This window comes from Trichlorobacter lovleyi (assembly GCF_015239775.1).
Lineage (GTDB): Bacteria > Desulfobacterota > Desulfuromonadia > Geobacterales > Pseudopelobacteraceae > Trichlorobacter > Trichlorobacter lovleyi_B.
The window spans coordinates 2030512-2043846 of the sequence record NZ_CP058409.1; the positions used below are offsets into that span (position 1 = coordinate 2030512).

Here is a 13335-nt window from a genome sequence, read left to right on the forward strand (position 1 = left end):
CAGAGCGGTAACAAGCGGAAACCAGAATAGTTATGACAGGGAAATTCTCACCCGGCAGACAACTCCGCCTGAACCATGGCAAGCAGGGTCGGCATGGCAGCAGCAACTGCCGGTGTTAGCTCGGTATCCATCTCAAGGCTGGCCGGCTGTACGCCGATCAGCACAATCTCATCCGGCAGGTGCCCCATCAAACGGGCCACCGCCAACAGATCCTTCATCCCCATTTGGTGGGGCGAGAGCTTGGTCTCCAGGGCCATCGGCACCTCATCGCCGGCCAGACGGACACAGCTGCCGGCAGGCTGCCCGATCTCAACGGCGTCCACAATAATCAGACGCTTCACCCCTTCCAGGTGGGGCAGCAGATCCAGCCCCAGGGTTCCGCCATCCAGCAAGACCACATTTTCCGGCAGACCGCCACCTTGCAGCAACTGTTCAATTACCTTGGGGCCGATACCATCATCAGACATGATGGTATTGCCGAGCCCCAGTACCAATATTGGCGTCATGATATTCCTTTCAAAACAAACGGGGTGGTCACCCACCCCGTTCCAATCGTTCTATTTTTTACTCTTCCAGGGGAAGAAATCCCAGAATCTGCTCTTGCAGACCGCATAGGGACTGGTGGTGAACTTGTAGCCGCTGAACATGCTGGAGATCTCTCCACCCTTTTCCTTGATGTCCATCAACCAGGCACTGTAGACATGGTTGATCACAAAGCCGAAGATCAGATACATGGCCAGGTGATGATAGAGATGCATCTGCTGGGTGCTCATCATGACATAGACCGGTTTCAGCAGGCTGTGCATGGTGCCGCCCGGCGCATGCTCGGCATACATGGCAAAGCCGGTCAGGATCATGAACCAGTAGACCAGAAACAGCACAAAATAGGCGGTGGCAGCCATGGGGTTGTGCCCTGTGGTCTCAGGTGGATGCTTGCTGCGGAAGGTGTAATAGTCAAACACCTCTTTCATCTCTGCCCGGCCGGCTGCCCCCATAAAGGGAAAGTACTCCCGCCAGCCGGCATAACAGTTGCCCCGGAAGGTCCAGATCATCCGGGTGATAACGCTAACAGCAAAGGCATAGGCAAAGACAAAGTGGATGAAACGGATCCAGCCCATCAGATACGCCTCTGGAGAGCTGCCGATAAAGACCGGATTGCCGATCAGGACACCGGTCCCCGCCAGCACCACAATCGAGAGCACATTGACCCAGTGGCACCAGCGGACCGGCAGTTCCCAGATATACTGTTTAAACTTCTTCTCACCCATGGCAGCCCCCTTTCCTAGGAGACCTTGACCCGCACCAGCTCATTGCCGGTGGCATCAGTAACATGCACGGCACAAGCCAGGCAGGGGTCAAAGGAGTGAATGGTGCGCAGGATCTCCAGCGGCTGGTCAGGCTTGGCCACCGGTGTCCCCACCAGGGCGGATTCATAGGGGCCGCGCTGCCCCTTGGCATCACGGGGCGAGGCGTTCCAGGTGGACGGTACCACGGCCTGATAGTTGTAGATCTTCTGATCCTTGATCTTGATCCAGTGCCCCAAAGCTCCGCGGGGAGCCTCATGCCAGCCATAGCCGCTGGCCTCGGCCGGCCACTGCTTGGGATCCCACATCTCATTGGCATGGATGCGATAATCTCCCTTAGCAATATTGGCGATCAGGGCATCCAGCCAGAGCGGTGTCTGGCGGGCGATCAGCAGGGCATCAATCCCGCGGGCCGCAGTACGCCCCAGGGTGGAGAACAGGGCTGCCGGACCGACTCCCAGCTTGCCCAGCACCAGATCAACAGCGGCCTTGCTTTCTTTATGGCCGGCAACATAGGCCACCAGAATCCGGGCCAAGGGACCAACCTCCATCGGTGCTTCATCATAGCGGGGTGCCTTGACCCAAGAGTATTTCTTATCCGTGTCCAGGAACTCATAGGGCGGTTTGGGGCCGGTGTACTTGGCCTCTGACTCACCTTTCCAGGGATGCAGTCCCTTGCCTTTTGCATCCTGATACTCATACCAGGAGTGATCAACGTACTCAGTCACCTTCTGTTGATCCAGCGGCAGCACCTTGGAGATATCCTTGTTCATGATGGCGCCTGGCGGGAACCAGAGGTTGCCGCTGATTGGATCTGGGAACTCACCATAGGAGAGGAAATTGCCCACCCCGCCGCCGATGGCGGCCCAATCCTTGTAGAATGAGGCAATGGCCAACAGATCCGGGATGTAGACCTTTTCCACAAAATCCTGGGCCTTGGCCAAAAGACGTTTGATGGTGATCAGCTTGTCGGCATTCAGGGCGTTCTGGGAATCAGGATCCACCGGGATCGACATCCCCCCCACCAGGAAGGTCTGGGGATGGGGATTCTTGCTGCCCAGAATGGCGTGAATCTTGATAACTTCCTTCTGCCACTCCAGGGCCTCAAGATAGTGGGCCGTTGCCATCAGATTGGCCTCTGGCGGCAGTTTGTAGGCAGGATGGCCCCAGTAGGCATTGGCAAAGGGGCCCAGACGACCGGTACCGACAAAGGCCTTCAGTTTTTCCTGCACTGCCTTGAAGTGGGTGGCCGAGTTGTTGGGCCAGTCAGAGATGGAGGCAGCCAGGCTGGCGGTCTTGACCGGATCGGCCTTGAGCGCCGAGGTGATATCCACCCAGTCCAGGGCATGCAGATGGTAGAAGTGGATCACATGATCCTGTACCCCCTGGATACCGATGATGATGTTGCGGATCAGCTGGGCATTGGGTGGGACCTTGATCTTGAGCGCATCCTCAACCGCCCGGATCGAGGCTATGGAATGCACCGTGGTACAGACCCCGCAGAAACGCTGGGTCCAGTACCAGGCATCACGGGGGTCACGCCCTTTCAGGATTTTTTCAATCCCGCGGAACATGGTGCTGGAACTCCAGGCATCCTTGATCTTGCCACCTTCAAGCTCGGCCTCAATCCGCAGATGCCCCTCTATTCTGGTAATCGGATCAACGACTATCTTGGCCATAGTCTATTCCTCCCCGTCTTTCTTGTTCTCGTCAGCACCATCCTTGTCCTTGCGCAGGGCATTCAGGGCACCATGGATGGCAAAGGCGCCACCCACGCCGGCTGCAAAGGCAAGCCCGATCCTGTCGGCACTCTGTTCAATACCAAAGCCCGGCACGTTGGGCAGCCGGCGATAGAGTGGCGAGGTATCCCAGAACTGGGGCTCGGAACAGCCGACACAGCCATGACCGGAGGCTACCGGCCAGCTGACTTTCTCGTTAAAACGCTGGGTAGGACAGTTATGGAAGGTTGCCGGCCCTTTGCAGCCCATCTTGTAGAGGCAGTGCCCCTTACGGTGGGCATCATCCCCCCAATGTTCAACATACTGACCGGCATCAAAGTGGGGACGGCGCTCGCAATTGTCATGAATCCGCTTGCCATAGGCAAACAGGGGACGGCCATGGCTGTCAAGGTTGGGAAGTTTACCAAAGGTGAGGAAATGCACGACAACAGCAGTCAGGTTATCGGCATTACAGGGGCAGCCGGGCAGGTTGATCACGGTTGCACCGGGCACCGCCTCTTTGACTCCAACCGCGCCCGTGGGATTGGGCGCAGCAGCAGCAATGCCGCCGTAACTGGCGCAGGTACCCACGGCAATGGTGGCTGCTGCAGAACCGCAGACCTGTTTTGCTCTTGCCAAGTGGGACTTGCCGCCAACACAGCCATAGGCCCCTCCCTCCTTCATCGGGATGGACCCCTCGACCACGCAGAGGTACTTGCCTTGGAACTCCTTGATGGTCTTTTCGAGGTTGGCCTCAGCCTGATGACCGGCTGCAGCCATGATGGTTTCATGGTAATCAACCGAGAGGATATCCAGTACCAGCTCCCCCACGGTGGGATTGGCTGAGCGCAACAGGGCCTCTGTATCGCCGCAGCAATCCTGAAACTCCAGCCAGACCAGCGGAGGACGCTGCACCTTGTCCAGGGCCTGGGCCACCTTGGGCGCCATGGTGGCAGGTAACGCCATGGCAGCGGTGACAGTAGAACAGAATTTCAGGAAATCACGCCGCGAGACTCCCCGTTCTTCAAGCATCCTGGCAACCGAGAAACCTTCCTGTTTTTTTCCAGCACAATCATCTCTGTCCATAGGCACCCCCTCTGGCCGTAGCTGCACAACAGACCCCTGATCTTTATACTCCTCACGTGCCGCATCAACGGTTAATACAAACGATGTTATTATACTGCTGAAATAGTATTTAGCAAGCATCGAGGCGAATATTTCAATCATCCCTATCACCAGCACCAGGAGAGGCCATTACATGCAATTATGTAAATATCTATTTTCCTGCATAAAATTGACCTTTGCCAAAGGGCGTTGTATACACTCCCCATGGTTTTCCTGAGACAGCATATTTTTCTTACCATGCTTGTTACTGCAGTACTGCTTTTCAGTATGTCGGCCAGCCATTACGCCTGGATTTTCCAGGTAATGGATGGCACCCCTTCATCATCCCTACATTTGAGTTACAACGAACTTGATGTAGACAGTCAGGAAGACACATTCTCTCCAGTCTGTTTACTCCTCCCCCCGGATGTTCTGATTCCCCATTCAGCCACCTCTCATCCCAGGCTGTTTACAACGCAACTGGCACCAGAGAATCAGATCTTTCATTTCCCCCAGATTTACTTTGACATCTTTGTCCCACCTCAAAACCTCAGTTTAAATACGCAAGCCGCATAACCGTAGAAATGTATTTATCCTGACCATCCTTCGCTGTTTCAGACAGCAGGACACTATCGAAAGGAGTTATTCCATGAGTATCCGCACCAGAATTGTAGCCAGTTTCGCCATGCTCCTTACTGTTGCCTTGATGGCCGGTTGCGAAACCGGACCCGAGGTCAAGAGCGAAGCTCCGGCACCGCAAACCGTCGCTGCTGCATCAAAAGCTGCAGAAAGTCCCATGGTCAAAGGCAAGGTCAAGACCGTGGTCGGCAAGAGCAGCACCCTTTCAATCGAGGTTGGCAAGGAACTGAAGGTCTTTAAATTTACCAGCGACACAAAGTTCAAAAATGCTGCCAGCTACAAAGACCTGCATGCAGATGAACTGCTGAAAATTGAATTCAAGAACATTGGATCCGAAAATATTGCCACCGTCATCACCAAGGTCGTAGCCGAGCTTCCCAAAGGCACCAGTCTGATCAAGACTGAAGAGATGCAACAACTGGTGGCCAAAGGTCCTGAAGCAGGCAACTACGTGCTGTTTGACGCCCGGCCTGCCGGACGTTATCATCAGGCTCACATCCCTACCTCGGTTTCCCTGCCCTTTGCAGAAATGGACAAGCTGGCTAAAGAGAACAAAGTTTCCCCTCTGTTGCCGCAGGACAAGAACAAACTGGTGGTCTTCTACTGCGGAGGCCCCACCTGAGTACTTTCACCCAAGGCTGCCGGTCTGGCAGTCAAACAAGGCTACACCAATGTCAAAGTCTACTCCGGTGGTGACCCCGATTGGGCCAAAGCCGACCAACCCTTTGCCTCTTCCGCCAAATTTGTCAAAGACGACAACATCCTGCTGCTTGACCTGCGCACCGCGGACAAATTCGCCACTGGTCATATCCCCCGTGCCTTCAATCTGCCTGTTGCAGAACTGCTCAAATACCAGGAGTCAAACCTCCCTGAATACAAAGGTTCTCTGATCGTTTTCTACAGCGACAATCAGGCCGATGTTGATAAGGCGCTGGAACTGATGCGTGATTATGGTTTTACCAAGGCAACCTACTTCCCCGGCGGCCTGGCCAAGTGGCAAAAGCTGGGTAATGTAGCAGAAGGTGGTCCCAAACCGGCCCCGGCAAAGCTAACCTACGTTCGTAAACTTGCGCCGTATGAAATCAGTATCGCTGATTTCATGAAGGCAGTCACCGGCTCTGGCGTACTTATTGTTGATGCACGTTCAACAGGTGAGTTTGCCGCCGGTAAATTCCGCGGTGCTGTTAACATCCCTTCAGAAGAGATGGAGAAGCGCTTCGCAGAAGTTCCCAAAGACAAGCCGGTGTATATCCATTGTGCCACAGGCTCGCGCGCTGAAATGGCCTACGACATCCTTAAGGGCAAAGGCTATACCAACGTTAAGCTGCTCAAAGCCAACATCAGTTTTGAAGGCGACAAGTATAAAATCACCGAATAACTACAGTTTAATGGTTTAATTTACGCCAAAAGGGACGGAGCAATCCGTCCCTTTTGGTTTCACCCCACCTGCACCGGCCGCAATACCCATGAAAGCTGCCCATCTCACCACCGCCATCAAAACAACCGTAATGAAATGACAACGCCGGAAACAGCATCAGTGGTTGCAGCATCATACTGGACCTGCAACAGCCACTCTAATGCAACACGTAATCCAGCCTCACGCCAACAACAGGTAAAATCAATTCATTACATATAGTTACAAAGCAAACCAGATCAACACATACGGACATACCGCACAAAACCATGTTGCAAAACCAAATGCAACATTACCAGAGTCGCGCAACATCTAAATAAACCTGTATTTAAGCCATGTTACACTTATCAACAAATCAGTGGCGTTGCATATGCAACACTATGTATACAACAAGTTCAATCGCCAGACACCAGCCTAATAAGTAATTTACTATTTGATTTCAGCAACTTAAATGCAACGAAAGATAGACATTCAGATATTGGCATAATACTTGGAATACAACAGATGCAACAAACGCTTGTTGCACAAGAATGAAACGAGGCACACCATGACCACCGGCAAGATTGCCATACCTTATTACGGAACCTTAAGCCACCCCAACAGTGGCTTTGAACGGGTTTTCTTTATCCTCGAGCATGATGAACAGAACCAGGGCAAACAGCATCACGTCAGCATGGGCATCTGGGATGCAACAAAGACCCCTCTACTGCCAGCCTGGTTACACCAAAACGGTATTAAACAAGTTGTCTGCAGCTCTGCACCTGACCGGTCGCTGATGGAAACCATGCTGAAAGCCGGGATCAGGGTGTTTGGCGAAAGCAGTGAAAAAGCCCGTAAAATCCTTAAAAGTCTCTGCCTGATTTAAGGCCGGCACCACTAATTACTTACTGTCTGTTGTTTGTCTGAAAGGAGACAGCCATGAAAGCAAAAAGCAATTTTTCAACCCTGGTGGCAGAAACAACCGCAAAGGGAAGTCTGGCACTATTTGCGGGTATCGGCGTATTTCTGGCGGGATTCATTACATGGTCAGCAGCCGGTGCTGTAAGCGCACTTATTGATCTGTTCAGTTAATTTTCAGATACCACACTCACAAGGAGGAAGCCATGAAGGCAAAACAGAATTTTTCAGACTTGGATGACCGCAAGTATATTGGCCGCGTGCTGGCAGTTGCAGGTGTGTTTTTCACTGGTGCTGCTACCGCTGTCGCCTGGCCAGGCCTGAGCCATATTGCTCAAAAATTGATTGGCTAGTTGTTTAGACCGGGCAGGAGCTATTCCTGCCCATTTTTATGCCTTGTCGCCAACTACCCCATGCAGGTGAACCAATTTTGCAACATGCCGTAATTCATACAACTCTGGAGTGTCCAACCTGCTCAACAACACGCCTGTATCGTTTGGCAGACGGACGTTTCAAATGTTCTCTTTGCAGAAAGGTTTTCAGTGCCGGTGACAATCGCCAAGGCAGACTTTCACCGTTGATTCGTGAGGAGCTGGCAAAGGCATTCTGGAGGATGGACGGAACTGCGGACACGGCGGAAGCACTGAAACTGAATATCAAGACAGTTCAAAAGTATTTCAGCCTGTTACGGGAAAATCTGGCAAAACATGCACGTTTGAATCTGATTCAACAACTGGGGAGTGACACACTGCCAACAAGCTGGTTTGAATCGTTTTCCCAGCGCAGTGCCTGCGGACAGCAGGCTCAACCGCTTGCAGCAGTAACCAAGGCAGGTGACAATCTTAACCTCTTGCTGGCAAGCCCGGATGCAGCACAACCGGCATTTCAGGAATCAGCGTTACTGGGCTGGCTGTATGCCCTGGATAACGAGAGTAAGCAACGCATCAACCTGGACCGGATACATTGCCAATCCCGGGACAGCGACAGCATTACCCTTGCAGTTCCATTCTGGAGATTTATCAAACAAGGATTGATCCGTTACCAAGGCGGCTTCAGACATCATTTTCATCAGTATTTGCGAGAAATGGAATTCCGTTACAACGACCGTCAGAAACAGCGTGGACCAGATATCTGTCTGCATTTTCTAGCTTCCGAGTAACACAATTTATTTTCAGGAGAAAGCACCATGCGCCGAACACCAGTAACACTCGTTGTACTCATTTTTTCAATGCTGTTCATGCTGCCAGGCATGCTCCACGCTGAAGTGGACAAGATGGCCTACGACCCGGAAAACTGCCTTGGCTGCCACAGCAGCAAGATCAGCCTCGACAACTTTGCCGCGTCCCCCCATGGTAAAAACGGGTGTACCAGCTGCCACTTGCAAAGTGCCGACCTGAAAAAACACATGACCGGCAGCACCAAACTGGAAAAGGTCAACTGCTCCCGTTGCCATGGTAATGAAGCCAAGGAATTTGAAAAGAGCGTCCACGCCAAGAGCGGCCTGACCTGTGTATCCTGCCACTCGGACATCCACGCCTTCAGCTCCAAAAAAGGCAACAAGAAAGCTGCCACCCTGGCTTGCATCAAGTGCCACGACAAGCAGAAGGCCCACCTCAACTCAGTACACGGTGTGTCTCTGATGAAGGGCAACCCTGATGCCCCCGGTTGCGCAGACTGCCACGGACTGCACGGAATCAAGAAAGTACAACCGGCCAGTACCATTGAAGGCCGCATGTTCCACGTTGATGCCTGTATCAAGTGCCACGAAGACGAAAAAATGATGCATCGCAACCATGTTAACGGCACTGCTGTAGAGACCTATCTCGAAAGCTATCATGGCAAAGGATATCGTCTCGGCATGTTGCAGAAGGCTGCCGGCTGCTCAGATTGCCACACTGCACACAACGTGCTGAAAAAAGACAATCCTGCATCATCAATCAACCCTGCCAATGCAGCCAAGACCTGTGCCCAGTGCCATACCAAGGCGACCGCACTTTTCGCAAAATTCTATGCCCACGGCAGCCATTCAGATCGTCAGAACTATCCTCTCATGTACTGGACCTTCAAGGCGATGGTAGGCCTGCTGGTCGGTACCTTTGCCGTCTTCTGGGTTCACACCCTGCTCTGGATGTTCCGTGGCTTTGTTGAAAACCGCGAGAAGCAGAAGGCCCTGATTGAAGGCCATGTACACCATGTCGACGAGCCGCACAAACTGTACTATCGCTTCAAAAAACGTCACATCTTCCTGCACTTCACCGTTATCGTCAGCTTCCTGGGGCTTTCTCTGACCGGTCTGCCGCTCAAATTCAGTGACCAGGCCTGGGCTCAGACCATGATGTCCTTCTATGGCGGCGTTGAGTATGCCGGCCTGATCCACCGCGGCTGTGCTGTGCTGACCTTCTATTACTTCATGGGCGCACTCTGGATGAGCATTGACTTCCTGCTGCTCCGCAAGGATGTGAAAGGCAACATCCTGCAGCGGATGTTCGGACCAGACTCCCTGATGCCTAACTTCCGTGACATCAAGGATGTGATCGGCATGGTCAAATGGTTCCTGTTCAAAGGGCCCAAGCCGACCTTTGAGCGCTGGACCTACTGGGAAAAATTTGACTTCATCGCCGTCTTCTGGGGTATGTTTGCCATCGGCGGTTCAGGCCTGATGCTCTGGTTCCCTGAGTTTTTCGGTCAGTTCCTGCCCGGCTGGGCCTTTAACCTGGCAACTATCGTCCACTCTGACGAGGCGCTGCTGGCAACCGGCTTCATCTTCACGGTTCACTTCTTCAACACCCATGGCCGCCCCGAGAAGTTCCCGATGGACTTCGTCATCTTCAACGGCCAGATGAACAAGGAAGAGTTCATTGAAGAGCGTGGTGACCAGTGGAAGCGGTACGAAGAGCAGGGTATTCTGGAGCACTTCGAAGTTGAGAAGCCCAGTGGCGTAGTATACGACTTTGTCTTCAAGACCTTCGGCTTTATCGCAGTATTCACCGGCCTTGCCCTTGTGGTGGCCATGCTGTGGGCCTTCCTGGCCTGACAACCTGATCAGGGGGCGGCAATGCTGCCGCCCCCTGACTCTCCACGAGGAGTTAAAAACGTATGAAAAAGGATCTGTCTCTGATACTTTCCATACTGGCCTTTATCCTGTATATCGTTGGTGGACTTGGTATTTTCAGTGGTCTCTTCATGGTATTGGTACTGAAAAGCAAAGATCTGTTTGGTCTGGGTACTGCAGACACCCTGGGCTATCTGTTCCTCTGTGTCGGTGGCTGTCTTTCCGTGGCAGGTGTACTCACCCTTCGCATCATCCGTAACCGCACCAACCAGAAACTGTACCAGGCAGCGACCTGCTGAATGTAAGATCCGTTCCCGGAGGGAACCGTCATTACCATGGCTGATAAAGACAATTGCGAACAACTTAAATATTTCAGTCATATTATGGACTCTGTGGCAGATGGTGTCTTCACTGTAGACCGTGATATGCGCGTTATCGCCTTTAACCGTGCTGCAGAGCTGATGACCGGCATTAAGAGAGAAGACGCTGTCGGCCGTCCCTGTCATGAGATCTTCCGCACCTCGGTCTGTGACAACGGTTGCCCGGTGCGTGAGGCGATAAAAAAAGGCAAGCCGGTTACCAACCGCGAAGTAACCATCAAAAACTCTGAAGACAAACTGATTCCGGTTTCAGTCAGTGCCTCCATCCTGTACGACGATGAAGGCAATCCGATTGGCGGGGTTGAGACGCTGCGCAGTATGAAGCGTATCTACGCAATCATGGACAGTGTTGCCGATGGCCTCTTTACGGTTGACGAAGGGATGCACATCACCCATTTTAACAAGGCTGCCGAAGAGATTACCGGGGTTTCCGCCCAGGAGGCGATCGGCAGACCCTGCTATGAGATATTTAAATCCGAGGCCTGCACCGGCGCCTGCCCGATGGTTGAAGCCATTGCCACCGGTCAATCCATCCAGCGGGAAGTGGAAATCAGCGACCGCAAGGGCCGCAAGAAGCTGATCTCGGTCAGTGCCTCGACGCTTTATGATGCAGCCGGCAATGTCATGGGCGGGGTGGAAACCGTCCGCGACCTGACGCCGATTACCGCCATCAAGGAAGAAATTCGCGAAAAATACTCATTCCGCAGTCTGGTGAGCCGTAACCCTGCCATGCGACGCCTGTTCGATGTCATGGAAGATATTGCTGCCAGCAATGCAACCGTCTTTCTGAACGGTGAAAGCGGTACAGGAAAAGAACTGTTTGCCAGGGCCATCCACGATTTGAGCCCCCGCCGCGAAGGCCCGATGGTGATTGTCAACTGCGGTGCCCTGCCTGAGACCCTGCTTGAATCAGAGATCTTTGGTGTCCGGAAAGGGGCCTTTACCGGTGCCACCGAGAACCGTCCCGGACGGCTTGAACTGTGTAACGGCGGCACATTCTTTCTGGACGAAATCGGTGACCTGCCGTTACCGTTGCAGGTAAAACTGCTGCGCGTCCTGGAAAACCACGAGTTCCAACCCCTGGGCGCCCGTTCACCCATCAAGGCCGATGTCCGCTTCATTACGGCAACCCACCGTAACCTGGAAGAGATGGTGGCCGAAGGTACCTTCCGGCAGGATCTCTACTTCAGAATCAATATTGTCACCCTTAACATCCCTCCCCTGCGTGACCGCCGCGAGGATATCCCCCTCCTGGTGGATATGGCATTGCAGCGCTTCAACCTCACCTACAACAAAAAGGTCCGTTCCGTTTCTCCAGAAGTATTGAAACTGTTGCTTACCCACTCCTTCCCCGGCAATGTCAGAGAACTCTTGAATCTGATCGAACAGTCAGTCATACTCTGCCGTGGAACAGAGATCACTCTGGATCACCTGCCAACCAACTTTCTGGGTCAATCCCACGAGCAGGCGCAGAACACGCGCCGTTCCGGCAAGATCCCGACCGCCGCAGACCTGAACGCCCTGTTAAGCCGCTACAGCGGTAATCGGGCCGAAGTTGCACGGGAGCTGAACATCGACCGTACAACCCTCTGGCGCTGGATGAAAAGGCTTGGTGTGAAGGAGTTTTAAGAGGGGGTACGCTGATTGACACGCGCAGACCTGCAGCACAAAGCACACGCCATTGATACCCTGTTTGACCTTGGCCGGATTGAAGAAGGAAAAACCGCTATTCTGGAAGCCCTGGAGGCAGCCAAGGATGATCCGGCCTACCATCATTATTTCCAGGCTGAAGCAGCCGGTTACCTTGACCACAACAGCAAGGAACAGGGCCGCCTGTTCACCGAAGCACTCAATCTGGCGCCCGATGACCTGTTTCTGATGCGGGTGGTGGGGGTCTGGCAGCTGATGAACGGCAAAGTCTGGTCAGCTGTGCGGACCTTTGACCGTGTGCTGGCAGTTGAACCCCGCGATGGCGACACCCTGCGCTGCATGGGGATTGCCCACTCCCGACTTGACCGGGATCGCAAGGCCATCAAGTTTTATGAACAGGCTCTCTCAGTTAATGCCTCAGACAGTGATGCAATGCGTCAGATCGGTGTTTCCCTCTCAAAACTGGGGGAGGACAGAGACTCACTGGACTGGTTCCGCAAGGCACTGGCACTGAACGATCAGGATTATGATTCCATGCGGCAGCTGGGGATCTCGCTGGCTATGCTGACAGATTATGAAGGGGCCCTGCAGTGGTTGCGCCTTGCCCAGACCGTGAATCCGCAGGATTATGAGACACGGCTGAACATGGCACTGGTGTTGAAGAAAATGCGGGGAGAAGAGACCTGGCTTGAGCGGGTTTCAATCAAACTGGGGCGCTGGATGAGCCGCGTATGGGGCAAGTTGCTGGATCGGTTTAATCTGCGCTAACTGTTCAGGCAATCTCACAGCCAATTGGCAGAGCCTGATCTGCTGTTTCAGCCTGTGTTGTTGCTCCGGTGCCGTGCACTGCATCAAGACGCTGCAGGGCTATTTTCAGCGCCTCTTTTATCGCAACCCGTGCATCCTGTTCCTGACCGGCGTCAAAAAGGGCATCGGACTGTTTGAGCAGGGCATCACCACCGGCAAACGACACCACATTGGCAACGTCAGTCTGCCCGATGGAAACGATTCCTGTGATTGCGCTGTAATTGGTTTTTGCTTTCATAGCTGCCTCCTGCAACACTACCGTTTGTTAGACGGTTAAAAGCAGGAAATATGCCAACAAACAAAAACAATTAAAAATCAGCAGGTTACAAGAAACACCCTCCCGACAAGCAATGATGCAGTTGCAACACAC

At 53.2% G+C, this 13335-nt stretch carries 16 protein-coding genes; 10 read left to right on the forward strand and 6 right to left on the reverse strand.

Features of this window, described 5'->3' with window-relative positions:
- Positions 1-47: 47 nt before the first annotated feature.
- The 4 genes from FY034_RS09360 to FY034_RS09375 are packed head-to-tail and all read right to left on the reverse strand — an operon-like array spanning position 48 to position 4108.
- The gene (locus tag FY034_RS09360; protein WP_265549858.1) at positions 48-506 is read right to left on the reverse strand and encodes a HyaD/HybD family hydrogenase maturation endopeptidase; all 459 of its coding nucleotides are present in this window, start codon (positions 504-506) and stop codon (positions 48-50) included.
- Between the two features lie 51 nt (positions 507-557).
- Positions 558-1268: a Ni/Fe-hydrogenase, b-type cytochrome subunit gene (cybH, locus tag FY034_RS09365; protein WP_265549860.1), complete on the reverse strand. Its 711-nt coding sequence runs from the start codon at positions 1266-1268 to the stop codon at positions 558-560.
- A 14-nt stretch (positions 1269-1282) separates the two neighbouring features.
- Positions 1283-2983 (reverse strand): nickel-dependent hydrogenase large subunit, encoded by a 1701-nt coding sequence (locus tag FY034_RS09370; RefSeq protein WP_265549862.1) that lies wholly within the window; start codon positions 2981-2983, stop codon positions 1283-1285.
- Positions 2984-2986: 3 nt separating this feature from the next.
- On the reverse strand, positions 2987-4108 hold the full coding sequence (locus FY034_RS09375; protein WP_265549864.1) for a hydrogenase small subunit: 1122 nt from the start codon (positions 4106-4108) through the stop codon (positions 2987-2989).
- A 667-nt stretch (positions 4109-4775) separates the two neighbouring features.
- On the opposite strand from FY034_RS09375, the gene FY034_RS09380 reads away from it, so the two are divergent.
- A complete protein-coding gene (locus FY034_RS09380) occupies positions 4776-5387 on the forward strand; it encodes a rhodanese-like domain-containing protein (protein ID WP_265549866.1) in 612 nt (203 codons plus the stop codon).
- A gap of 6 nt (positions 5388-5393) precedes the next feature.
- Here the strand turns inward: FY034_RS09380 and FY034_RS09385 are convergent, their stop codons facing one another.
- Positions 5394-5573: a hypothetical protein gene (locus FY034_RS09385; RefSeq protein WP_265549868.1), complete on the reverse strand. Its 180-nt coding sequence runs from the start codon at positions 5571-5573 to the stop codon at positions 5394-5396.
- On the opposite strand from FY034_RS09385, the gene FY034_RS09390 reads away from it, so the two are divergent.
- From FY034_RS09390 to FY034_RS09430, 9 genes are all read left to right on the forward strand, one after another.
- On the forward strand, positions 5541-6143 hold the full coding sequence (locus FY034_RS09390; protein WP_416222782.1) for a rhodanese-like domain-containing protein: 603 nt from the start codon (positions 5541-5543) through the stop codon (positions 6141-6143). The genes FY034_RS09385 and FY034_RS09390 overlap by 33 nt on opposite strands.
- A gap of 583 nt (positions 6144-6726) precedes the next feature.
- Positions 6727-7044 carry a hypothetical protein gene (locus FY034_RS09395; protein ID WP_265549870.1) on the forward strand — a complete coding sequence of 106 codons (318 nt, stop codon included), beginning with the start codon at positions 6727-6729 and terminating at the stop codon, positions 7042-7044.
- Between the two features lie 53 nt (positions 7045-7097).
- Positions 7098-7250, forward strand: coding sequence for a hypothetical protein (locus FY034_RS09400; RefSeq protein ID WP_167370396.1), 153 nt, complete (start codon positions 7098-7100; stop codon positions 7248-7250).
- 32 nt (positions 7251-7282) lie between these two features.
- Positions 7283-7429: a hypothetical protein gene (locus FY034_RS09405; RefSeq protein ID WP_265549875.1), complete on the forward strand. Its 147-nt coding sequence runs from the start codon at positions 7283-7285 to the stop codon at positions 7427-7429.
- Between the two features lie 260 nt (positions 7430-7689).
- On the forward strand, positions 7690-8235 hold the full coding sequence (locus FY034_RS09410) for a hypothetical protein (RefSeq protein WP_265549877.1): 546 nt from the start codon (positions 7690-7692) through the stop codon (positions 8233-8235).
- Between the two features lie 27 nt (positions 8236-8262).
- Positions 8263-10110 (forward strand): cytochrome C, encoded by a 1848-nt coding sequence (locus tag FY034_RS09415; RefSeq protein WP_416222760.1) that lies wholly within the window; start codon positions 8263-8265, stop codon positions 10108-10110.
- 62 nt (positions 10111-10172) lie between these two features.
- Positions 10173-10427 (forward strand): hypothetical protein, encoded by a 255-nt coding sequence (locus FY034_RS09420; RefSeq protein WP_265549879.1) that lies wholly within the window; start codon positions 10173-10175, stop codon positions 10425-10427.
- A gap of 36 nt (positions 10428-10463) precedes the next feature.
- A complete protein-coding gene (locus FY034_RS09425; protein WP_265549881.1) occupies positions 10464-12137 on the forward strand; it encodes a sigma 54-interacting transcriptional regulator in 1674 nt (557 codons plus the stop codon).
- 15 nt (positions 12138-12152) lie between these two features.
- Positions 12153-12926: a tetratricopeptide repeat protein gene (locus FY034_RS09430; protein WP_265549883.1), complete on the forward strand. Its 774-nt coding sequence runs from the start codon at positions 12153-12155 to the stop codon at positions 12924-12926.
- A gap of 4 nt (positions 12927-12930) precedes the next feature.
- On the opposite strand, the gene FY034_RS09435 is transcribed toward FY034_RS09430, so the two are convergent.
- Positions 12931-13203, reverse strand: a complete 273-nt coding sequence (locus FY034_RS09435) for a hypothetical protein (protein ID WP_265549885.1) — start codon at positions 13201-13203, stop codon at positions 12931-12933.
- Positions 13204-13335 lie beyond the last annotated feature (132 nt).

What these genes read in the sequence shown, in the direction of transcription:
- FY034_RS09360 (WP_265549858.1), bottom strand. Translation starts at nt 506, where the DNA reads ATGACGCCAATATTGGTACTGGGGCTCGGCAATACCATCATGTCTGAT.
- cybH (WP_265549860.1), bottom strand. Translation starts at nt 1,268, where the DNA reads ATGGGTGAGAAGAAGTTTAAACAGTATATCTGGGAACTGCCGGTCCGC.
- FY034_RS09370 (WP_265549862.1), bottom strand. Translation starts at nt 2,983, where the DNA reads ATGGCCAAGATAGTCGTTGATCCGATTACCAGAATAGAGGGGCATCTG.
- FY034_RS09375 (WP_265549864.1), bottom strand. Translation starts at nt 4,108, where the DNA reads ATGGACAGAGATGATTGTGCTGGAAAAAAACAGGAAGGTTTCTCGGTT.
- FY034_RS09380 (WP_265549866.1), top strand. Translation starts at nt 4,776, where the DNA reads ATGAGTATCCGCACCAGAATTGTAGCCAGTTTCGCCATGCTCCTTACT.
- FY034_RS09385 (WP_265549868.1), bottom strand. Translation starts at nt 5,573, where the DNA reads ATGACCAGTGGCGAATTTGTCCGCGGTGCGCAGGTCAAGCAGCAGGAT.
- FY034_RS09395 (WP_265549870.1), top strand. Translation starts at nt 6,727, where the DNA reads ATGACCACCGGCAAGATTGCCATACCTTATTACGGAACCTTAAGCCAC.
- FY034_RS09400 (WP_167370396.1), top strand. Translation starts at nt 7,098, where the DNA reads ATGAAAGCAAAAAGCAATTTTTCAACCCTGGTGGCAGAAACAACCGCA.
- FY034_RS09405 (WP_265549875.1), top strand. Translation starts at nt 7,283, where the DNA reads ATGAAGGCAAAACAGAATTTTTCAGACTTGGATGACCGCAAGTATATT.
- FY034_RS09410 (WP_265549877.1), top strand. Translation starts at nt 7,690, where the DNA reads ATGGACGGAACTGCGGACACGGCGGAAGCACTGAAACTGAATATCAAG.
- FY034_RS09415 (WP_416222760.1), top strand. Translation starts at nt 8,263, where the DNA reads ATGCGCCGAACACCAGTAACACTCGTTGTACTCATTTTTTCAATGCTG.
- FY034_RS09420 (WP_265549879.1), top strand. Translation starts at nt 10,173, where the DNA reads ATGAAAAAGGATCTGTCTCTGATACTTTCCATACTGGCCTTTATCCTG.
- FY034_RS09425 (WP_265549881.1), top strand. Translation starts at nt 10,464, where the DNA reads ATGGCTGATAAAGACAATTGCGAACAACTTAAATATTTCAGTCATATT.
- FY034_RS09435 (WP_265549885.1), bottom strand. Translation starts at nt 13,203, where the DNA reads ATGAAAGCAAAAACCAATTACAGCGCAATCACAGGAATCGTTTCCATC.